This window comes from Acinetobacter uliginosus (assembly GCF_044130295.1).
In the GTDB taxonomy this organism is placed as follows: domain Bacteria; phylum Pseudomonadota; class Gammaproteobacteria; order Pseudomonadales; family Moraxellaceae; genus Acinetobacter.
The window spans coordinates 1-15,944 of the sequence record NZ_JBIQOC010000057.1 but is presented as its reverse complement, the minus strand read 5'-3'; the positions used below and the strand labels follow the sequence as shown (position 1 = coordinate 15,944).

Here is a 15,944-nt window from a genome sequence, read left to right as displayed (position 1 = left end):
TCGATCAGCAGGATGAATGCCCCTGACCAGACAATGCTAGAATGATCTGGATTTGGATAAAATGACAGCAATTTACAAAATGACTCATAATATCGATAATTTTCGATATTAATATCGCATAAATTCGATATAATGATTTTTGCGAAAGTGCTGATCATGAACATGAGTGAAATGAGATGGACACAGAAGCGATTTATAAAGCCTTAGCCAACCCGATTCGACGTCAGATTCTGCAATGTTTAAAAGAACCTGAACGTTTCATTGCCACTGAAGAATGTGGCAGTGATTTCAGTCGTGGTGTATGTGCAGGGCAGATGGAAAAAATCGCGGATATTTCCCAATCCACCATGTCCAATCACTTATCGGTGTTGCAACAGGCAGGGCTGATTCAGGTGACCAAATATGGGCAATGGTCTTATTTCTCTCGTAATGAAGCACTGATTCAGGAATTTTTACAACATTTACAGCATGCGCTTTAGACTTTAATCAGTCTAGGCCAGCTGTAAGAGGATGGCTTGATGACAGATTTTTCTACCCCAATTCAATTTGGTGAACTCAAACTTAAAAACCGTGTGGTGATGGCACCACTGACACGTAGCCGTGCTACCGCAGACCGTGTTCCAACGGCCATGATGGCGGAATACTATGCACAGCGTGCTAGCGCAGGTTTAATCATCTCCGAAGCGACAGTGATTTCAGAAGAAGCCAACGGTTATGAAAAAACCCCGGGTCTGTTTACTGATGAGCAGGTAGAAGGCTGGAAACTGGTTACCAATGCAGTGCATGGTAAAGGTGGTTTGATCGTAGCACAGTTGTGGCATGTGGGACGTGTCTCCCATCCTGACCTGTTAAAAGGTGAAACACCAGTTTCAGCCAGTAATGTGAAGCAAGCTGGCTATGTCAGCCTGCTGCGTCCAAAACGTGAATATGTGGTGCCACGTGCCCTGGAAATCTCGGAAATCCATGCCATTACCGAACAATACAAACAGGCGGCCATTCGTGCCAAAGCTGCTGGTTTTGATGGGGTGGAACTGCATGCCGCCAACGGTTATCTGATTGACCAATTTTTACAAAGCAAAACCAATCAACGTGAAGATATTTACGGTGGTTCTGCTGAAAACCGTGCCCGCTTCTTATTAGAAGTGGTGGATGCACTGATTGAAGTGTGGGGCGCAGGTCGTGTCGGTGTACATCTGGCACCGCGTGGCGATGAGCATGATATGGGGGATGCCAATCCTAAAGAAACCTTTGGTTATGTCATGCAAGAATTGGGTAAACGTCAAATTGCCTTTTTCTTTACCCGTGAATATCTGGCCGATGACAGCATCAGTCTGGACATGAAAGCACGTTCTAACGGTGTGCCGTATATTGCCAATATGCGTTTAAGCCGTGAAGATGCGCTTGAGCTGCTGGCATCAGGTAAAGCGGAAGCAGTGTCTTTTGGTAAGGCTTATATTGCCAATCCAGACCTGTTTGAGCGTTTGGTGGAAGATGAACCACTAAATGAATTGAAACTGGAAAACATGATTGGAACCGATGTGGCAGAAGGCTATATTGACTATCCATTCCTGAATAAACAGCTTGCTGAAAGTTAAGCAGCTACTTCCATAAAACAGAATAAATGAGGTCACAGAGCAGAATTCATTAACATGTGAAGGCTGCTCTGTTATATTTTGCCGATTGAACATGATTTGAGGCAACTTGTTTGGCTACTCCTTTTTGGTACAACGCGGCACTTACTCTAATTAAGCCATTGTATAAATGGCAGATTAAAAAACGTGCGCTGACTACGGAGCAATTGCAACAAGAATGTCTTGAGCGCTTTGGTCCATTTCAACAGCCGAAAAACCTGCATGCTTTCTGGTTTCATGTGGTGTCGGTTGGAGAAACCAACGCAGCCCAGCCTTTAATTGAACATTATCTCAAACTCGGCCATCCGGTACTGGTCACCAATACCACCAAGACGGGTCAGGCTCGGGCCAAGTCACTATTTCTAAAAGCACCTTATGAACATTTGTTTCAGGCCGTGTATTTGCCTGCCGATCAGAAAAAATTAGTTCATGCATTTTATCAAAAATATCAGCCGAAGCTCTTGGTTTTGGTGGAAACTGAAATCTGGCCGAATTTAATCGATCAGGCACAGCAATTTAAAGTGCCATGTTTACTGATGAATGCCCGGCTTTCGGAAAAATCGGCCAAAGGCTATGCCAAGGTTCAAGGACTGACTCAAGGCATGTTGAAGGGTTTGGAACGTTTGCTGGCTCAAGATCAGGCGACTTTAGATCGTTACCGTAATTTAGGTATGGCAGTAAATAAAAGTCAGGTATTGGGCAGCATTAAATTTGATATTCATGCGCCACAAAGCTTTATTCAACAGGCACAGCAATTGCAGCAGGACTGGAATTTATCGGCACGGAAAATAATCACCCTTGCCAGTACTCATGCGCCTGAGGAACAAAAACTGTTAACGGCTTTCAAGCCTTATCTGGCACAACATCCAGAACTGCTGGTCATTGTGGTGCCCCGTCATCCGGAACGCTTTGATGAAGTGTTTCAGCTTGCACAAAATCTGAATCTAAAAACCAGTCGTCGCAGTGCAGGGGAAGCTATTCAGTTAGATACCCAAGTTTATTTAGCCGATTCGATGGGGGAAATGTGGCTGTGGTATGCACTTAGCCAAGCCTGCTTTGTCGGCGGCTCGCTGAATGAACCGGGTGGCGGGCATAATATTCTGGAGCCGATTGCCTTAAATGTAGCGACGGTTTTGGGTAAAAATTATTTTAACTTCCAGAGCATTGTCGATGAATTTGTTGCTGTAAACGGTGTGAAAATCGTGGAAGATGCAGAGCAGGCCGCGCAGGTTTTAATTGAATTGTTAAATGATCGCGTGACCGCAGACCAGCTGAACCAGCATGCGCAGAAAATTATGTTGCAGAACAAGGGTTCTTTAGCCAAACATATTGCGGTGATTGATCAGTATATTTAAATATTTCAAATGCACCATACGGCCTCATTTTGACAGAAAAGTTTAAATGTTGATTCGTAGGTAATCTCTACTTTTGAGGGATCAAAAGTAGCAAAAATCCTTTGCTGATCTGATACAGCATCCATGCTGTACAGATCAGCGGGCGACATCCCTGTCGCCTTCCGCGTATCCTAATATGTTGAATGATTCTTTAGCAGAAGATTATGAATATTGTCCTCCTTGACCCACGCCAAACTGAATCTGAATACTGGTCCATTACCAGCAAACGTCAGTTAGAGCATCTACAGCAACATCTAGAGATTACTGTAGGTGATACGCTCAAGGTGGGTATTCGTGAGGGGAAACGCTATCTCACCGAAATTGTAGAAGTGACCGAACACGCTATAAAATTAAAACCGCTCAAAGAAGAAGTTGTTCCAGCCAAGTTGCCAGTAACTTTAATTGTCGCCATGCCACGTCCGAAAGTGCTGCGCCGCCTGATTATGGATAGCGTGACGTTAGGGGTGGAAAAAATGATTTTGCTGCATAGCTATCGGGTGGATAAAAGCTATTGGCAAACCCCATTTCTACAGCAGCTGGATCATTATGTCACACTGGGTCTGGAACAGGCGGGGGATACGGTTGCACCGCAAATTGAAATCCATAAACGCCTTAAACCTTTTGTTGAAGATGTGCTGCCCGGTTTAATTACGGCAGAATGTCCTGCTTATGTGGCCCATCCTTATGTAGAGCAACCCATGCCTGTTGCCATTGATCATCCCTGTACCATCGTAATTGGCCCAGAGGGAGGTTTTATCCCTTATGAAATTGATTTACTCATAAAAAACGGCTGCAAGGCAGTCAGCCTGGGCAACCGTATTATTCGGACCGAAACGGTAATTCCTTACGTATTGGGCCGCTTATTTAGCACGTGCTGATTCAGCGAGTTCTGTCGTGTCATTGCCACGATAGATTTTGACTTCCTGTACCGGATAAGGAATCGAAATTTCATGTTCAGCAAAGGCTTTAATCACGCGTTCCTGAACTTCGCTGATTGAACCTGCAGTGGTGGTTTCTGTAGTATCGACCCACCAACGTACATTCAGGTTAATCGAGAAGTCTGCAAGTGCATTGACGTTTACTGCAAATCCAGGCTGGCTCAAAATGGTCGGGTCTTTATCTAAAATGCTTAAGATAATGCTCTTGGCTTTTTGTACATCATCTTCATAACCAATCCCCACCACAAATTCACAACGACGCCGTTGATAGGCCGTGTTTACAGTCACGGCACTGGTATATACTGTCGCATTGGGAATCACGATGCGGCGGCCATCGGGAGAACGTAAGTAGGTTGCACGAATCTGGATATCCTCAACCGTTCCTTCCATGCCCGAAACAATAATGTCATCGCCAATTTTGAACGGTTCACCCAGCAGGATTAAGATGCCAGAGAGCAGGTTCTGGAAAATGTCCTTGAACGCGAAACCGATGGCAACAGAACCAATCCCCAGAGCACTCATCAGCTGACCCGGGGTAAAACCTGGAATGGCAATGACCATGGCAATTAAAAATCCGATAAAGATGATGGCTGAGCTGCCGACACGGTTTAGCACCAGTACCAGGTTTTGTTTGGTGTAACTACGGTCAGTGAGTGCTTTACGGACAAAGAGCTTAAACAGTTTTGACAGCAACCAGAAAATGCTGAAGACCACCAACGCGATACATAAATAAGGCAGGCGTTCCCAAAAGGCATCAACAAATTTGTCGATGGTGGAATAGGCATCATTGTATTTTGCTGTATGTTCAATGACAGTTTGCGCTGTCTTTTCTGTTGCTTCTTGCAAAAGTTGAGAGGTGTCCTGAGTTACCTCATTTAAGGCGTTTTGTTTTTCAGCCACAAGTTTTCCGGATGATGATCATTGCCGGACATTTTGCCTGAAACTGAACAAAAATTTAACCAACCGTACATCGTATTCACTGCCGTTTTGTCAAAAATTGTCAGTCAACTTTAGAAATATTGTGTACCTTTTTGAATGACCTGTGGCGGTACTTCCAGTTCGCCGGTACCGAACATATAAGACACCATGCTGCCTGAAGCCAGAAAGCTCAGAACTGCGAGGATAATCATCAACCAGGCCAATATTTTTTCCCAGACCAGTGTTTCACGCGGCAGTCCATATTTATTGCTGCCTTTAGTCCCTGAACCCAAAAGCAAATACAGCCCCATAAAAATATTCACCAGTGGCAGCAGAAACAGCAGGGTCAGCCAGCCACTACGGTTCAGATCATGCAAACGGCGTATGCTAATCACGATCAGAAAATAGATATACAGCACCAGAATGGCTACGAAACCGAGTCCGGCGATTCCTGTCAGGGTATTGATGAACTGATTGTCCATCGACAGGGTATGAAAGTTAAAGATACCCATGGTCAGGCTAAGAGCAAAGGTGGCAAAGAAAGCAATCAGATGCACAAACCCATACCAGCCAATTGAACTCAGACGACCAAAACGACCTTCTGGAGAGAGTGGATTATCTGACCTGGCCGGTTGGGCGCGTGAAAAAAAGGAGGAGTCGTCGTGCGGGTTCATACGCGTTTTCCAAATAAAATTCAGAGAAGAAAAATATTGTATTTTGTAAAGTTAACAGTACGTTTTATGCTTAAATTATAAGATTAAAAGAACAGGTCAGATACTCATAAAACTATATTTTTTTGTTGAATATGATGAGAGGTCTGTGTTTTAAATTGTATAAATAAACTACGACCAAAGCATGATTGAAGCGGTTGAAAAATAATCGCCATACTGTAAATACGCAGTCAATAAATAAAGCAATAACGCGGCATAACATCTCGTGATGAGATGAATAAGATCAAGGAAGTAAGCAATGAATGAAATCTATCCTGTACCAGAAGAATTTAAAAAAACCGCTCGCACCAATGAGTCTGAATATTTCGAGCGTTATCAGAAATCCATCGAGCAGCCTGATGAATATTGGGCTGAACAGGCCAGCAAGCTGGACTGGATTAAACCGTTTACCCAGGTCAAAAATACCAGTTTCGACAAGGACAATTTCAAAATTGAATGGTTTGCTGATGGCCAGCTAAACCTCAGTGCCAACTGTCTAGATCGACATCTTAAAGAACATCCGTATAAACCGGCCATTATCTGGGAGGGGGATCACCCGTCCCGTCACAAGATTATTTCCTTTAACGAACTTTATGATGAGACCTGCCGTTTTGCCAATGTCCTGAAAAAGAACGGGATTAAAAAAGGCGACCGGGTGGTGCTGTATATGCCAATGGTCTCGGAAGCCGCGATTGCGATGCTGGCCTGCGCCCGGATTGGTGCGGTACATTGTGTGGTGTTTGGCGGCTTTTCACCGGATTCTCTGGCCAGCCGGATTGAAGACAGCCAGGCCAAAATGGTGATTACCGCCGATTCCGGAATGCGCGGCGGCAAGCCGATTCTGCTTAAAGCCAATGTTGATGAAGCCTTGAAAATTGCCGGGACTGAATCGGTTGAACATGTGATTGTGGTACACCGTACTGGCAACCCGATTGAAATGCAGCCAGGGCGTGATCTGTGGTATCACATGGAAATCATGTCGGTGAATGAAATCTGCCCGCCTGAACCGATGAATGCCGAAGATCCGCTATTCATTCTGTATACCTCGGGTTCAACTGGCAAGCCTAAAGGAGTGTTGCATACGACCGGTGGTTACCTGACGTATGTGAATTCCACTTTCCGCGAAGTGTTCGATATCAAGCAGGATGATGTGTTTTGGTGTACTGCGGATGTGGGCTGGATTACCGGGCATTCCTATGTGATCTATGGCCCACTTTCCAATGGCACCACCACGGTGATGTTTGAAGGCGTACCGCAATATCCAACCTGGGCGCGTACCGGTCATATTGTCGATAAGCACAATGTTTCCATCCTCTATACCGCACCCACGGCGATTCGTGCCATGATGCGCGAAGGCGATGCCTTTGTTCGGGAAAGTGACCGCAGCAGCTTGCGTCTGATCGGTTCGGTGGGTGAGCCGATTAACCCGGAAGCCTGGAACTGGTATTACACCGTGGTCGGTGAAAGCCGTTGTCCAATTGTCGATACCTGGTGGCAAACCGAGACTGGCGGAATCCTGATTTCACCTTTGCCGGGTGCAACCGATTTAAAACCGGGTTCTGCAACCCGACCCTTGTTCGGCATACAACCCGCCATCGTTGATGCTGAAGGCAAGGAACTTCAAGGTGAAGCCGAAGGCAACCTGATCATCAAGGATTCCTGGCCGGGTCAGATGCGTACCATTTGGGGTGATCCTGAACGTTTTATCGAAGCCTATTTCTCGACTTATCCGGGGACGTATTTCACTGGAGATGGTGCCCGCCGTGACAAGGATGGCTATTACTGGATTACCGGACGCGTCGATGACGTACTGAATGTTTCTGGCCACCGTTTGGGTACGGCAGAAGTGGAAAGTGCTTTGGTGGCACATGAACATGTGGCTGAAGCGGCGGTGGTCGGTATGCCGCATGATATTAAGGGTCAGGGTATTTGTGCATTCGTCACCTTACAGGCAAATTTTGAGGAATCCGAAGAGCTGCGTAATGAACTGATCAACTGGGTGCGTAAGGTTTTGGGACCCGTAGCTACACCGGATGCCTTGTATTGGGCACCAGCTTTACCGAAAACCCGTTCCGGTAAAATCATGCGCCGTATATTAAGAAAAATTGCCGCCAATGAACTGGACACTTTAGGAGATACTTCAACCCTGGCCGACCCACAGGTGGTGGACAATCTGATTGCAACGGTCTATCCCGATAAATAAGTCATTTATAAAAATACCGCCTGAAAATGAGGCGGTATTTTTATTTTATGTATAAGCACAGCAGGCATTCAGATAAAGCAGCAAAACATCATCTGCTAAGCTAAAAATATAGCAATAATCAGATCATATTATGAATGTTTCATCCCCGCTTTTAACGTCAAATCCATTACACATCGCTCAACAACTGGCGGAACAGTTTGCAACCACGGCTGCGGAACGTGATAAACAGGGCGGTAACCCAAAACAGGAGCGTGATTTAATCCGTCAAAGTGGTTTGCTGGGACTTGCCATTCCAACCCAATATGGCGGACAGGGTGCAGGCTGGAAAACGGTATTTCAGACTATTCAGGTCATTGCCCAGGTCGATAGTTCACTGGCACATGTTTATGGTTTTCATCATTTACTGATTGCGACGGTGCAACTGTTTTCACAGCCTGAACAGTATGGCAAATGGTTTGAGCAAACCGCACAAGAAAACCTGTTTTGGGGCAATACTTTAAATCCATTAGACCGACGAACGATTGCAACCCAAGTGTCTGAAAATGAATATCTATTTCATGGTGACAAAAGCTTCTGTTCAGGTTCGATCGATTCTGACATCTTGCTATGCTCAGCTTATAATGATGAAGGTAAATTGCTGATAGGTGTGATTCCGACAGCCCGAGAAGGGGTGAGCTTCTTAGGTGACTGGAACAATATGGGACAACGCCAGACTGACAGCGGTACCAGTCATTTTGAGCAGGTCAAAATCCAAAAAGATGAGTTATTGCTCAATCCGGGACCACTCAGTACGCCGTATTCGAGCCTACGTCCGCTGATTGCGCAACTGATTTTTGTGCACCTGTTTTTAGGCGTAGCAGAAGGGGCTTTTGCAACTGCCAGACAAACCGTACAGAGCCAAAAAGCCTGGTCCAAATCTTTGGCTGAAAATGCCGTGAATGACCCGTTTACGCAAAAACACTTTGCCGAGTTTTATGTGCAGCTGGAAGGGGTACGTTTACTGGCAGCTAAAGCGGTTCAGAGCTTACAGACGGCATGGGATCTAGGCAATGACCTCACTGCTGAACAGCGCGGTGAAGTGTCTATTGCAATTGCGACTGCCAAAATTGCGGCGACCAATACCTCGTTGTATATCACACAAAATATTTTTCAGGTGATGGGTGCACGTGCCACCACAGCCCAATTAAATCTAGATCGTTTCTGGCGTAATGTGCGTACCCAAACTTTGCATGACCCGGTGGATTATAAATATCAGGAAATTGGGGAGTGGGTGTTAACGGCTAAAGTTCCTGATCCGAGTTTTTATTCATAATGAAATAAGAAAATGCCATTTTACGAAATGGAGCCTTTTTACTTCTAGATTTAAAAAATGAATTAAGAGCGTGGAACGTGAAAAATCACTTAAAAAAGCCTAATTTGTGAAGATTAGGCTTTTTTAATTTTACTTAAATTATTGATTTATAAAAAATAAATTTCAATTTCGTATAAGGTGTATTATGTTAATTTTAGAAAAACTAAAATTTAGTGAGTTTTTTTGTGAGTAATAATGCATTAACGTGGTTGGGGCTCTTACTTGGATTCCTACTCTATCCAATAATTATGTTCTTTCTGCTCGCTCAAAGACACAGTGGTTTAAACTATATTAATGATTTATCTAGTTTTAATAAAATAGTTGTTTTCATATCTTGTGCTTTAATATTTCTTATACCAACTTGGAATGAAAGATGTCTTATAGACAGTGAAGGGAAAAGCCCACATTGGTATCAAAGATATTTTGTGCCTTTGATATATTTCATAATTGGAACCATTTTTACAGGAATGTTCTTCATTTTAATTATTAGATAGCTTTTCCAAATGACCTCTATAGCTAAATTAATTTTTATGATACATTCTTATAATTATAAGATATTGATATAATTAACTTTATTAAAGATATTCTTCGTAACATGCAAAATCAGTTTAGCTATATCTAACATAATGGTCGTTATACGAAACGATTTTTAAAATATTATTGTTTGTCAAACACTTAAATCCATAAATCCATAAATCCATAAATCCCAAACCCAAGAGATCAAAAAACACACGTTTTAACAACTCGTGTGTTTTTTAGCCGCATCTGTAATGTTCTGTCAATAAAGTTGATCAATAAAAATTCAATTTTATAATTTTTGGTGGGTTATTAATTCTTCCGGGACAAAAAGAATGCCCATATTTTATGGATGAAAAAATGTCCGTTTTTGTACGCTTTGGCGCACATCAATTTAAGGATTTTGCGGATGGGCGCAGCCGAGTTTTTTTCCTATGATGAATTCATACAGGAACAGGATGTTCCGGAACATAAAACAACAATAAAACGTTCATACACCAGGATTGTGAAGCAAGACAGGAGTCATGCTTAACTACCCCATACGAAAAAGCCCGACAGGATGTCGGGCTTTTTTTATATCATTTTATTCAGCCACAATTACTTTGCTGCCTGTTCTACGGTAGGTGGTGAACTTATAGGCTGTTGACTCGCAGAAGCAGGGCTAATCGTTTTATTGACTGGCCGGTTATCCATCATTGTCCCGATGGGTGATACACGCCAAATCATATTGCCCACATCATCAGTGACCAATATCGCTCCGAAACGATCAACTGCTACGCCAACCGGTCGTCCAAGTGCCTCACCTTGATCATTTAAAAAACCACTTAATACATCTTGAGGCATACCCGAAGGTTGGCCATTTTGAAAGGGCACAAAAATAACCTTATAGCCGCTATGCGGTTTACGGTTCCATGAGCCATGCTGACCAATCAGCGCACCACTGCGATATTGCGGCATTAATTGAGCCGTATAAAATGTCAGGCTTAAGGAAGCCGTATGGTTACCCAGAGCATAATCCGGTTTAATCGCACGTGCGACCAGTTCAGGGTTTTGAGGTTTCACCCGCGTGTCTACATGTTGGCCATAATAACTATAGGGCCAGCCATAAAAAGCCCCATCTTGCACTGAAGTCAGATAATCGGGCACCAGGTCATTGCCAATTTCATCGCGCTCATTCACCACCGTCCATAACATGCCACTCTGTGGTTGCCAGTCCATCCCATTGGGGTTGCGTAGACCTGTGGCAAAGGGCCGTGCTTTGCCGCTGGCAATATTAAATTCCATAATTAATGCCCGACCAGTTTCCTGGTCTAGGCCATTTTCTGCCACGTTACTGTTTGAACCTACGGTAATATAGAGTTTGCTGCCCGCAGGGTTGGCAATGACGTTTTTGGTCCAATGATGATTGAGCGGGCCACCGGGTAAATCCAGTACTTTGCTGCCGCTTGCGGTAATTTGAGTTGCACCTTTTTGATAAGGAAAGCGCATTAAAGCATCCGTATTGGCTACGTACAGCGTATTGCCGACCAGCGCCATACCAAACGGAGAGTTCAGATTTTGTAGAAATATGGTTTTTTGATCAGCGACACCATCGCCATTACGATCACGCAGCAGGCTAATACGGTTGGCACTCGGATGCGATGATCCGGCACGTTTCATCAGCAGTTGCATGATTTTGCCCCTAAAGCCTTTACTGTCATCTGGTTTGGGTGGTGCATCGGTTTCAGCCACCAGCACATCGCCATTTGGCAATACATACAGCCAGCGCGGATGTTGCAGTTCTTTGGCAAAGGCCTGAACTTTCAAACCTGGAGCCGGGGTGGGCATGGTACCGGCAGGCCAGCCTTTGGCTGGTGCGATATTCACTGTAGGAAACAGACTGGATTGGGGTTCAGGCAGATGAGGGTATGGACCATAACTGTCTAAGATTGGAGACCTGGATGACGAGGCACATCCGCTTAATGCCAGTACAATGGCAGCGCCCGCAAGGGGCAGTAAGAATTGAGCAGACATCTTTATTTCCAGCTTATTTTTTGCCGCTATCGCCTTACTTTAAAATTTTGTTGCGGCAGTCACCATGCTGTTCTTGTTTTTTCTGGTTGCCGATTGGTTATTGCGTTCGGTTTGAGCGAAGGTAGCTCTGCTGCATAAGCAAAAAAATCCCTCAAGCCGAGTCTTGAGGGAAGATTGGAGATGCCTTTGATTCTTGTTTTTTAGCCCATCAACTGTCGCTTAATCATTCAGCTTAAGCGGACTTGGCGGTCACAACGGATAGCTGTTGCGCTTCCAGTTCACGAACCAATGGCAATACTTTTTGTCCGAAATATTCCACTTCTTCAATGAAATGCAAGAAGCCAGACAAAATCAAGTCCACACCGACTGCTTTCAGTTCAACAATACGTTCTGCAATTTGCTGCGGCGTACCAATTAAATTGGTCTTAAAGCCATCGTTATACTGCACCAAATCTTCAAAGGTCGATTTTGCCCAGTTGCCTTCACCCTCTGCTGTTGCAGCACCCGCTTCACGGGTAGCATCAGCAAAAGATTTCACTGCCTGGACATTGGCTTTGGCCACAATTTCCTGCAGCACGGCTTGGGCTTCTTCTTCAGTATCACGGGCAATAATGAAAGCATTGACCCCAATTTTCACGGCATGGTTATTGGCCTTGGCTTTTTCACGGATATCATCAATCTGCTTTTTCAGCTCTTCCACTGTGTTGCCGTTGGTAAAGTACCAGTCCGATACACGCGATGCCATATCACGCGCTGCACGTGAGCTACCGCCTTGAAAAATTTCAATATGCGGTTTTTGTAGCGGTTTTGGACTGAGGGTGTAATCTTTGAATTGATAGTATTGACCATCAAAACTGAAATGATCCTGCGTCCAGATACCTTTAAGGCTACGGATAAATTCTTCTGAACGTGCATAACGCTGGTCATGTTCAGACCATTCTTCACCAATGGCATCAAATTCGCCGCGGAACCAGCCACTGACCACGTTAATGGCAATACGGCCATTGGTCAGGTGGTCAATGGTCGCCAATTGCTTTGCCGCCAGTGCCGGTTTCCACGGACCCGGCAAAATTGCAGCAATCACTTTGAGTTTTTCAGTTTTGGCCAGGATGCCATGGCTGAAGCTAACCGATTCATGCTGGTTTTCTGCGTTATAACCGGCAGTAAAACGAATCTGGGTTAAGGCATAGTCAAAGCCGCTTTTTTCCGCAGCTTGCGCCAGACGGACGTTATAGTCATAACTCCAGTCCGTACGCTGTTCAATATCGCTGACCACCAAACCGCCACTGACGTTTGGCACCCAGTAAGCAAATGTAATGTTCTTATCTTGTATCGACATTCTGTATACCCTCAGGATGTAATTTTTTAGCGCTCTTAAGCGACTTGTGACTTTGGTGCTTTTTTGCTGTGCAGGCGCGCTTCGGCAGCATCCAGGCTTGGCACTGCAGCAGAAGGAAGGACTTCTTCCTGTTCAATTTGCTTGTTGATACCCAGATTCTGGTTGGCTAGCTGAGATTTCTCTTTGACCACTTCAGCACGCTGGCCTTTGGCAGGAGCCCATTCAAGAATTGGCAATGCACGTGCTACTGCGAGGGTAATGCGGTCACGCAGCAGTTCACTGTGAATGGTATATTCAGGGGTAAAGTCACGGTCTGTTGCATAAACACCAATCGGTAAGGTTTGTGCCTGGAAGAAGCTGAACAATGGACGCAACTGATGTTCAAGCACCAAGGCATGACGCTCGCTACCCCCTGAAGCTGCCAGCAATACCGGTACATCGACCAGTGCCGTCTGTTCTACAAAGTCAAAGAAGTGCTTGAAAAGTCCGGTGAATGAAGCACGGTAAACTGGTGTGCCGACAATCAGCGCATCTGCTGCTTCAACTGCGGCCAGATCATCCTGTACACGTTGTGGCAACTGGTTACGGTAAATGGCACCGCCCAGTAAAGAACCGATTTCACTAAATTTGATAAAGTGAACATGAATGGGGGTTGCTTCACCGAGTTCATCAATAATAGCTTGTACCAGTGCCTCGGTTTTAGAAGGATTGTTTAAGCCGCCTGATACAGCAACAATATTCAACGGTTTTTGTGCATTTAAAATAGACATTTGGGGATAACCTAAAACATAAAATCTTGGAATAGCTTTATTAATCAACAGCAGGCATATTCTGTAAAATAAGCAAATCAAGAAAAGTTATCTGATTTTGAGATATAAAGGAAAAAGTCACCAAAATGTGCTTTTATATGATTTAGTACGTTGATTTATATATTTATATTGCTTATTGATAAGTATTTTAAATTGGCCGATAAAATTTATATCAAAATATGATTAGGTTTGATGATTTTGCGAAAAACCTTGAAAAAAGGGGATTTTTGAGAAAATAATCTCATATCAGATGAAAAAAGTTATTCATTGCATATCCTTAATAGCACTAGTGTGGTTAGAATAGCTCTTAATGTGCACAAGATCTTTCATGCTGCTTATGAATATTTTAATCGTTGATGATCATCCACTGTTTCGTCATGCCTTGATTCAAGCCGTTCGTTACAGCTTGCCGCAAGCGCAAATTCAGGAAACAGCTGCAGTAAATGAGTTTTATGAACGCTTAGATAATGGGCCGGAACCAGATTTGGTTTTACTGGATCTCAATTTGCCGGGAGCTTCGGGCTTTTCGGCTTTGGTGCATGTTCGTGCACAATATCCCTCCATTCCGATTATTGTGGTGTCTGCACATGAAGAAGTGTCAATTATTCAACGTGCCATAGCCCATGGTGCAATGGGTTATATTCCGAAATCTGCGCATCCAAGCCATATTGGTGAAGCGATCCGTCAGGTACTGGAAGGAGAAATCTGGTTACCGCCAAATTTACCTGCCAACATGAATTTTGACCCGCGTGCAGCGGATGAAACTGCACTGGCAGAACGTATTCAGTCACTTACACCGCAACAATTCCGTGTATTGATGATGGTGGCGGAAGGTTTGCTGAATAAACAGATTGCTTATGAGCTGGATGTTTCTGAAGCGACCATCAAGGCCCATGTCACGGCCATTTTCCGCAAACTGAATGTGCAAAACCGTACTCAGGCCGTATTGGCCATCAGTGCCCTGAATATTGAAGAAAAGAAAATGTAATCTGCTGAATACAGCATTCAACGAAAAAGGCACTTGATCAAGTGCCTTTTTTTGTGAGCAATGCCTTTGAATGTTAAAGCATTTAGCGCTTTAGATCAGGCGACACAGCTTTGTCTGGGAGTACTGTCGGTGCAAAATAAAGGATTGAGTGCACATTGCAGATCATCAATTTGCTCTTGAGAGACATAGGCTTTCTCTTTCAGATATTCAGCCACACTGTCATCGCGTAAACTTAAAAATGCGGCATCATAAACGCCCAAATCGACAAACAACGCTGCGGTTTCCAGACTGTTAAAGCGGTCTAAATAGACATCACTGCCATACAGCAGGAAAATATGATCTTCATTGGCATGGGGATTGATTCCTAAATGCTTTGCCAATTCCAGTGGTGGGGTTTTAATAAACAGCAGATCAGAGAGTTCATCAAACTGGGTGGTATCGAGCAGATTCTGATCGGTTTTGACTTTTCCAAGCCATGCCTTAAACACCAGCACCGCACCACCACGCAATAGCATGCTCCAAATTTGGTGACGTACTGTATCTGTCAAGTCTCTAGCTTCGGCTGCTAAAGACTGAATCAACTTGTCTTCCTGTTCAGCGAGGCGATCAAATAAACCTAAACCTTGCGGTTTATAGGCTGCAGGGCTAAAGACATCAAAATTCAACTCATCGAAGACCTGTAAGGCAAGCGGGACAGCACTTTGATACAAGGTATTCAGGGCTTGAATATGAGTGTCCTTTAAGTGGCTGGGTTTAAATAGTTCGGTCCATTGAATTTCGGGTAACAGGGCATTGGCCCCATATTGACGATAAAATTGTTGCGATTGATCTATGCCATAACTTCCGGCTTCAGAAATGTTCATCTTAAACTCCTGTATTTTCTATGATGATCAGTTTCGTGGGCCGTGTTTTGAGGCAGTCTGATAGACAGATTAAACTGACCATTGATTACTCTCATATATGAGCTTGGCTGACCGCAAACGAAATACGACTAAAGTTATATAATGGATTTTTACTGTAAAAATATTTTTATAGGACTTACGCATTGACAGATTCAAAAAAGTATTAAAATGCTTTATAAAGTATCTGTGATCAGACGAATTAAACATGCTTCTACAGCAACTTGTACATTAC

13 protein-coding genes are annotated in these 15,944 nt (G+C 44.1%); 7 read left to right on the top strand and 6 right to left on the bottom strand.

The window, feature by feature from the left end:
• The first annotated feature begins 176 nt into the window (after positions 1-176).
• The 4 genes from ACE01T_RS11585 (at position 177) to ACE01T_RS11570 (ending at position 3,903) form a co-directional block, all read left to right on the top strand.
• Entirely contained in the window at positions 177-479 is a 303-nt protein-coding gene (locus ACE01T_RS11585) for an ArsR/SmtB family transcription factor (RefSeq protein WP_086196522.1), read from the top strand.
• A gap of 39 nt (positions 480-518) precedes the next feature.
• The gene (locus tag ACE01T_RS11580; RefSeq protein ID WP_395519299.1) at positions 519-1,595 is read left to right on the top strand and encodes an alkene reductase; all 1,077 of its coding nucleotides are present in this window, start codon (positions 519-521) and stop codon (positions 1,593-1,595) included.
• A 110-nt stretch (positions 1,596-1,705) separates the two neighbouring features.
• Entirely contained in the window at positions 1,706-2,986 is a 1,281-nt protein-coding gene (locus tag ACE01T_RS11575) for a 3-deoxy-D-manno-octulosonic acid transferase (protein WP_180041897.1), read from the top strand.
• Between the two features lie 203 nt (positions 2,987-3,189).
• A complete protein-coding gene (locus ACE01T_RS11570) occupies positions 3,190-3,903 on the top strand; it encodes a 16S rRNA (uracil(1498)-N(3))-methyltransferase (protein WP_180041899.1) in 714 nt (237 codons plus the stop codon).
• Here ACE01T_RS11570 and ACE01T_RS11565 read toward each other — a convergent pair.
• Entirely contained in the window at positions 3,886-4,863 is a 978-nt protein-coding gene (locus ACE01T_RS11565) for a mechanosensitive ion channel family protein (RefSeq protein ID WP_180041901.1), read from the bottom strand. The genes ACE01T_RS11570 and ACE01T_RS11565 overlap by 18 nt on opposite strands.
• Positions 4,864-4,973: 110 nt before the next feature.
• Entirely contained in the window at positions 4,974-5,555 is a 582-nt protein-coding gene (locus ACE01T_RS11560; protein WP_395519298.1) for a DUF805 domain-containing protein, read from the bottom strand.
• A gap of 295 nt (positions 5,556-5,850) precedes the next feature.
• Between ACE01T_RS11560 and acs the strand changes: the two genes are divergently transcribed.
• Entirely contained in the window at positions 5,851-7,794 is a 1,944-nt protein-coding gene (acs, locus tag ACE01T_RS11555) for an acetate--CoA ligase (RefSeq protein WP_395519297.1), read from the top strand.
• 130 nt (positions 7,795-7,924) lie between these two features.
• On the top strand, positions 7,925-9,106 hold the full coding sequence (locus ACE01T_RS11550) for an acyl-CoA dehydrogenase family protein (RefSeq protein WP_180041908.1): 1,182 nt from the start codon (positions 7,925-7,927) through the stop codon (positions 9,104-9,106).
• A 1,152-nt stretch (positions 9,107-10,258) separates the two neighbouring features.
• Here the strand turns inward: ACE01T_RS11550 and ACE01T_RS11545 are convergent.
• The 3 genes from ACE01T_RS11545 to msuE all read right to left on the bottom strand — a co-directional run bounded on the left by ACE01T_RS11545 (position 10,259) and on the right by msuE (position 13,783).
• Positions 10,259-11,674, bottom strand: a complete 1,416-nt coding sequence (locus ACE01T_RS11545; RefSeq protein ID WP_395519296.1) for a PQQ-dependent sugar dehydrogenase — start codon at positions 11,672-11,674, stop codon at positions 10,259-10,261.
• 232 nt (positions 11,675-11,906) lie between these two features.
• A complete protein-coding gene (sfnG, locus tag ACE01T_RS11540) occupies positions 11,907-13,013 on the bottom strand; it encodes a dimethylsulfone monooxygenase SfnG (RefSeq protein ID WP_166170782.1) in 1,107 nt (368 codons plus the stop codon).
• A gap of 35 nt (positions 13,014-13,048) precedes the next feature.
• Positions 13,049-13,783 carry an FMN reductase gene (gene msuE / locus ACE01T_RS11535; RefSeq protein WP_086196511.1) on the bottom strand — a complete coding sequence of 245 codons (735 nt, stop codon included), beginning with the start codon at positions 13,781-13,783 and terminating at the stop codon, positions 13,049-13,051.
• 376 nt (positions 13,784-14,159) lie between these two features.
• Here msuE and ACE01T_RS11530 point away from each other — a divergent pair, with 376 nt between their 5' ends.
• Positions 14,160-14,810: a response regulator gene (locus ACE01T_RS11530; protein WP_086196617.1), complete on the top strand. Its 651-nt coding sequence runs from the start codon at positions 14,160-14,162 to the stop codon at positions 14,808-14,810.
• A 95-nt stretch (positions 14,811-14,905) separates the two neighbouring features.
• Here the strand turns inward: ACE01T_RS11530 and ACE01T_RS11525 are convergent, their stop codons facing one another.
• Entirely contained in the window at positions 14,906-15,673 is a 768-nt protein-coding gene (locus tag ACE01T_RS11525; protein WP_166170780.1) for a hypothetical protein, read from the bottom strand.
• Positions 15,674-15,944: the final 271 nt, after the last annotated feature.

Coding starts and splice junctions, on each gene's coding strand:
- ACE01T_RS11585 (WP_086196522.1), top strand. CDS start 177: ATGGACACAGAAGCGATTTATAAAGCCTTAGCCAACCCGATTCGACGT.
- ACE01T_RS11560 (WP_395519298.1), bottom strand. CDS start 5,555: ATGAACCCGCACGACGACTCCTCCTTTTTTTCACGCGCCCAACCGGCC.
- sfnG (WP_166170782.1), bottom strand. CDS start 13,013: ATGTCGATACAAGATAAGAACATTACATTTGCTTACTGGGTGCCAAAC.
- acs (WP_395519297.1), top strand. CDS start 5,851: ATGAATGAAATCTATCCTGTACCAGAAGAATTTAAAAAAACCGCTCGC.
- ACE01T_RS11545 (WP_395519296.1), bottom strand. CDS start 11,674: ATGTCTGCTCAATTCTTACTGCCCCTTGCGGGCGCTGCCATTGTACTG.
- msuE (WP_086196511.1), bottom strand. CDS start 13,783: ATGTCTATTTTAAATGCACAAAAACCGTTGAATATTGTTGCTGTATCA.
- ACE01T_RS11580 (WP_395519299.1), top strand. CDS start 519: ATGACAGATTTTTCTACCCCAATTCAATTTGGTGAACTCAAACTTAAA.
- ACE01T_RS11570 (WP_180041899.1), top strand. CDS start 3,190: ATGAATATTGTCCTCCTTGACCCACGCCAAACTGAATCTGAATACTGG.
- ACE01T_RS11550 (WP_180041908.1), top strand. CDS start 7,925: ATGAATGTTTCATCCCCGCTTTTAACGTCAAATCCATTACACATCGCT.
- ACE01T_RS11525 (WP_166170780.1), bottom strand. CDS start 15,673: ATGAACATTTCTGAAGCCGGAAGTTATGGCATAGATCAATCGCAACAA.
- ACE01T_RS11530 (WP_086196617.1), top strand. CDS start 14,160: ATGAATATTTTAATCGTTGATGATCATCCACTGTTTCGTCATGCCTTG.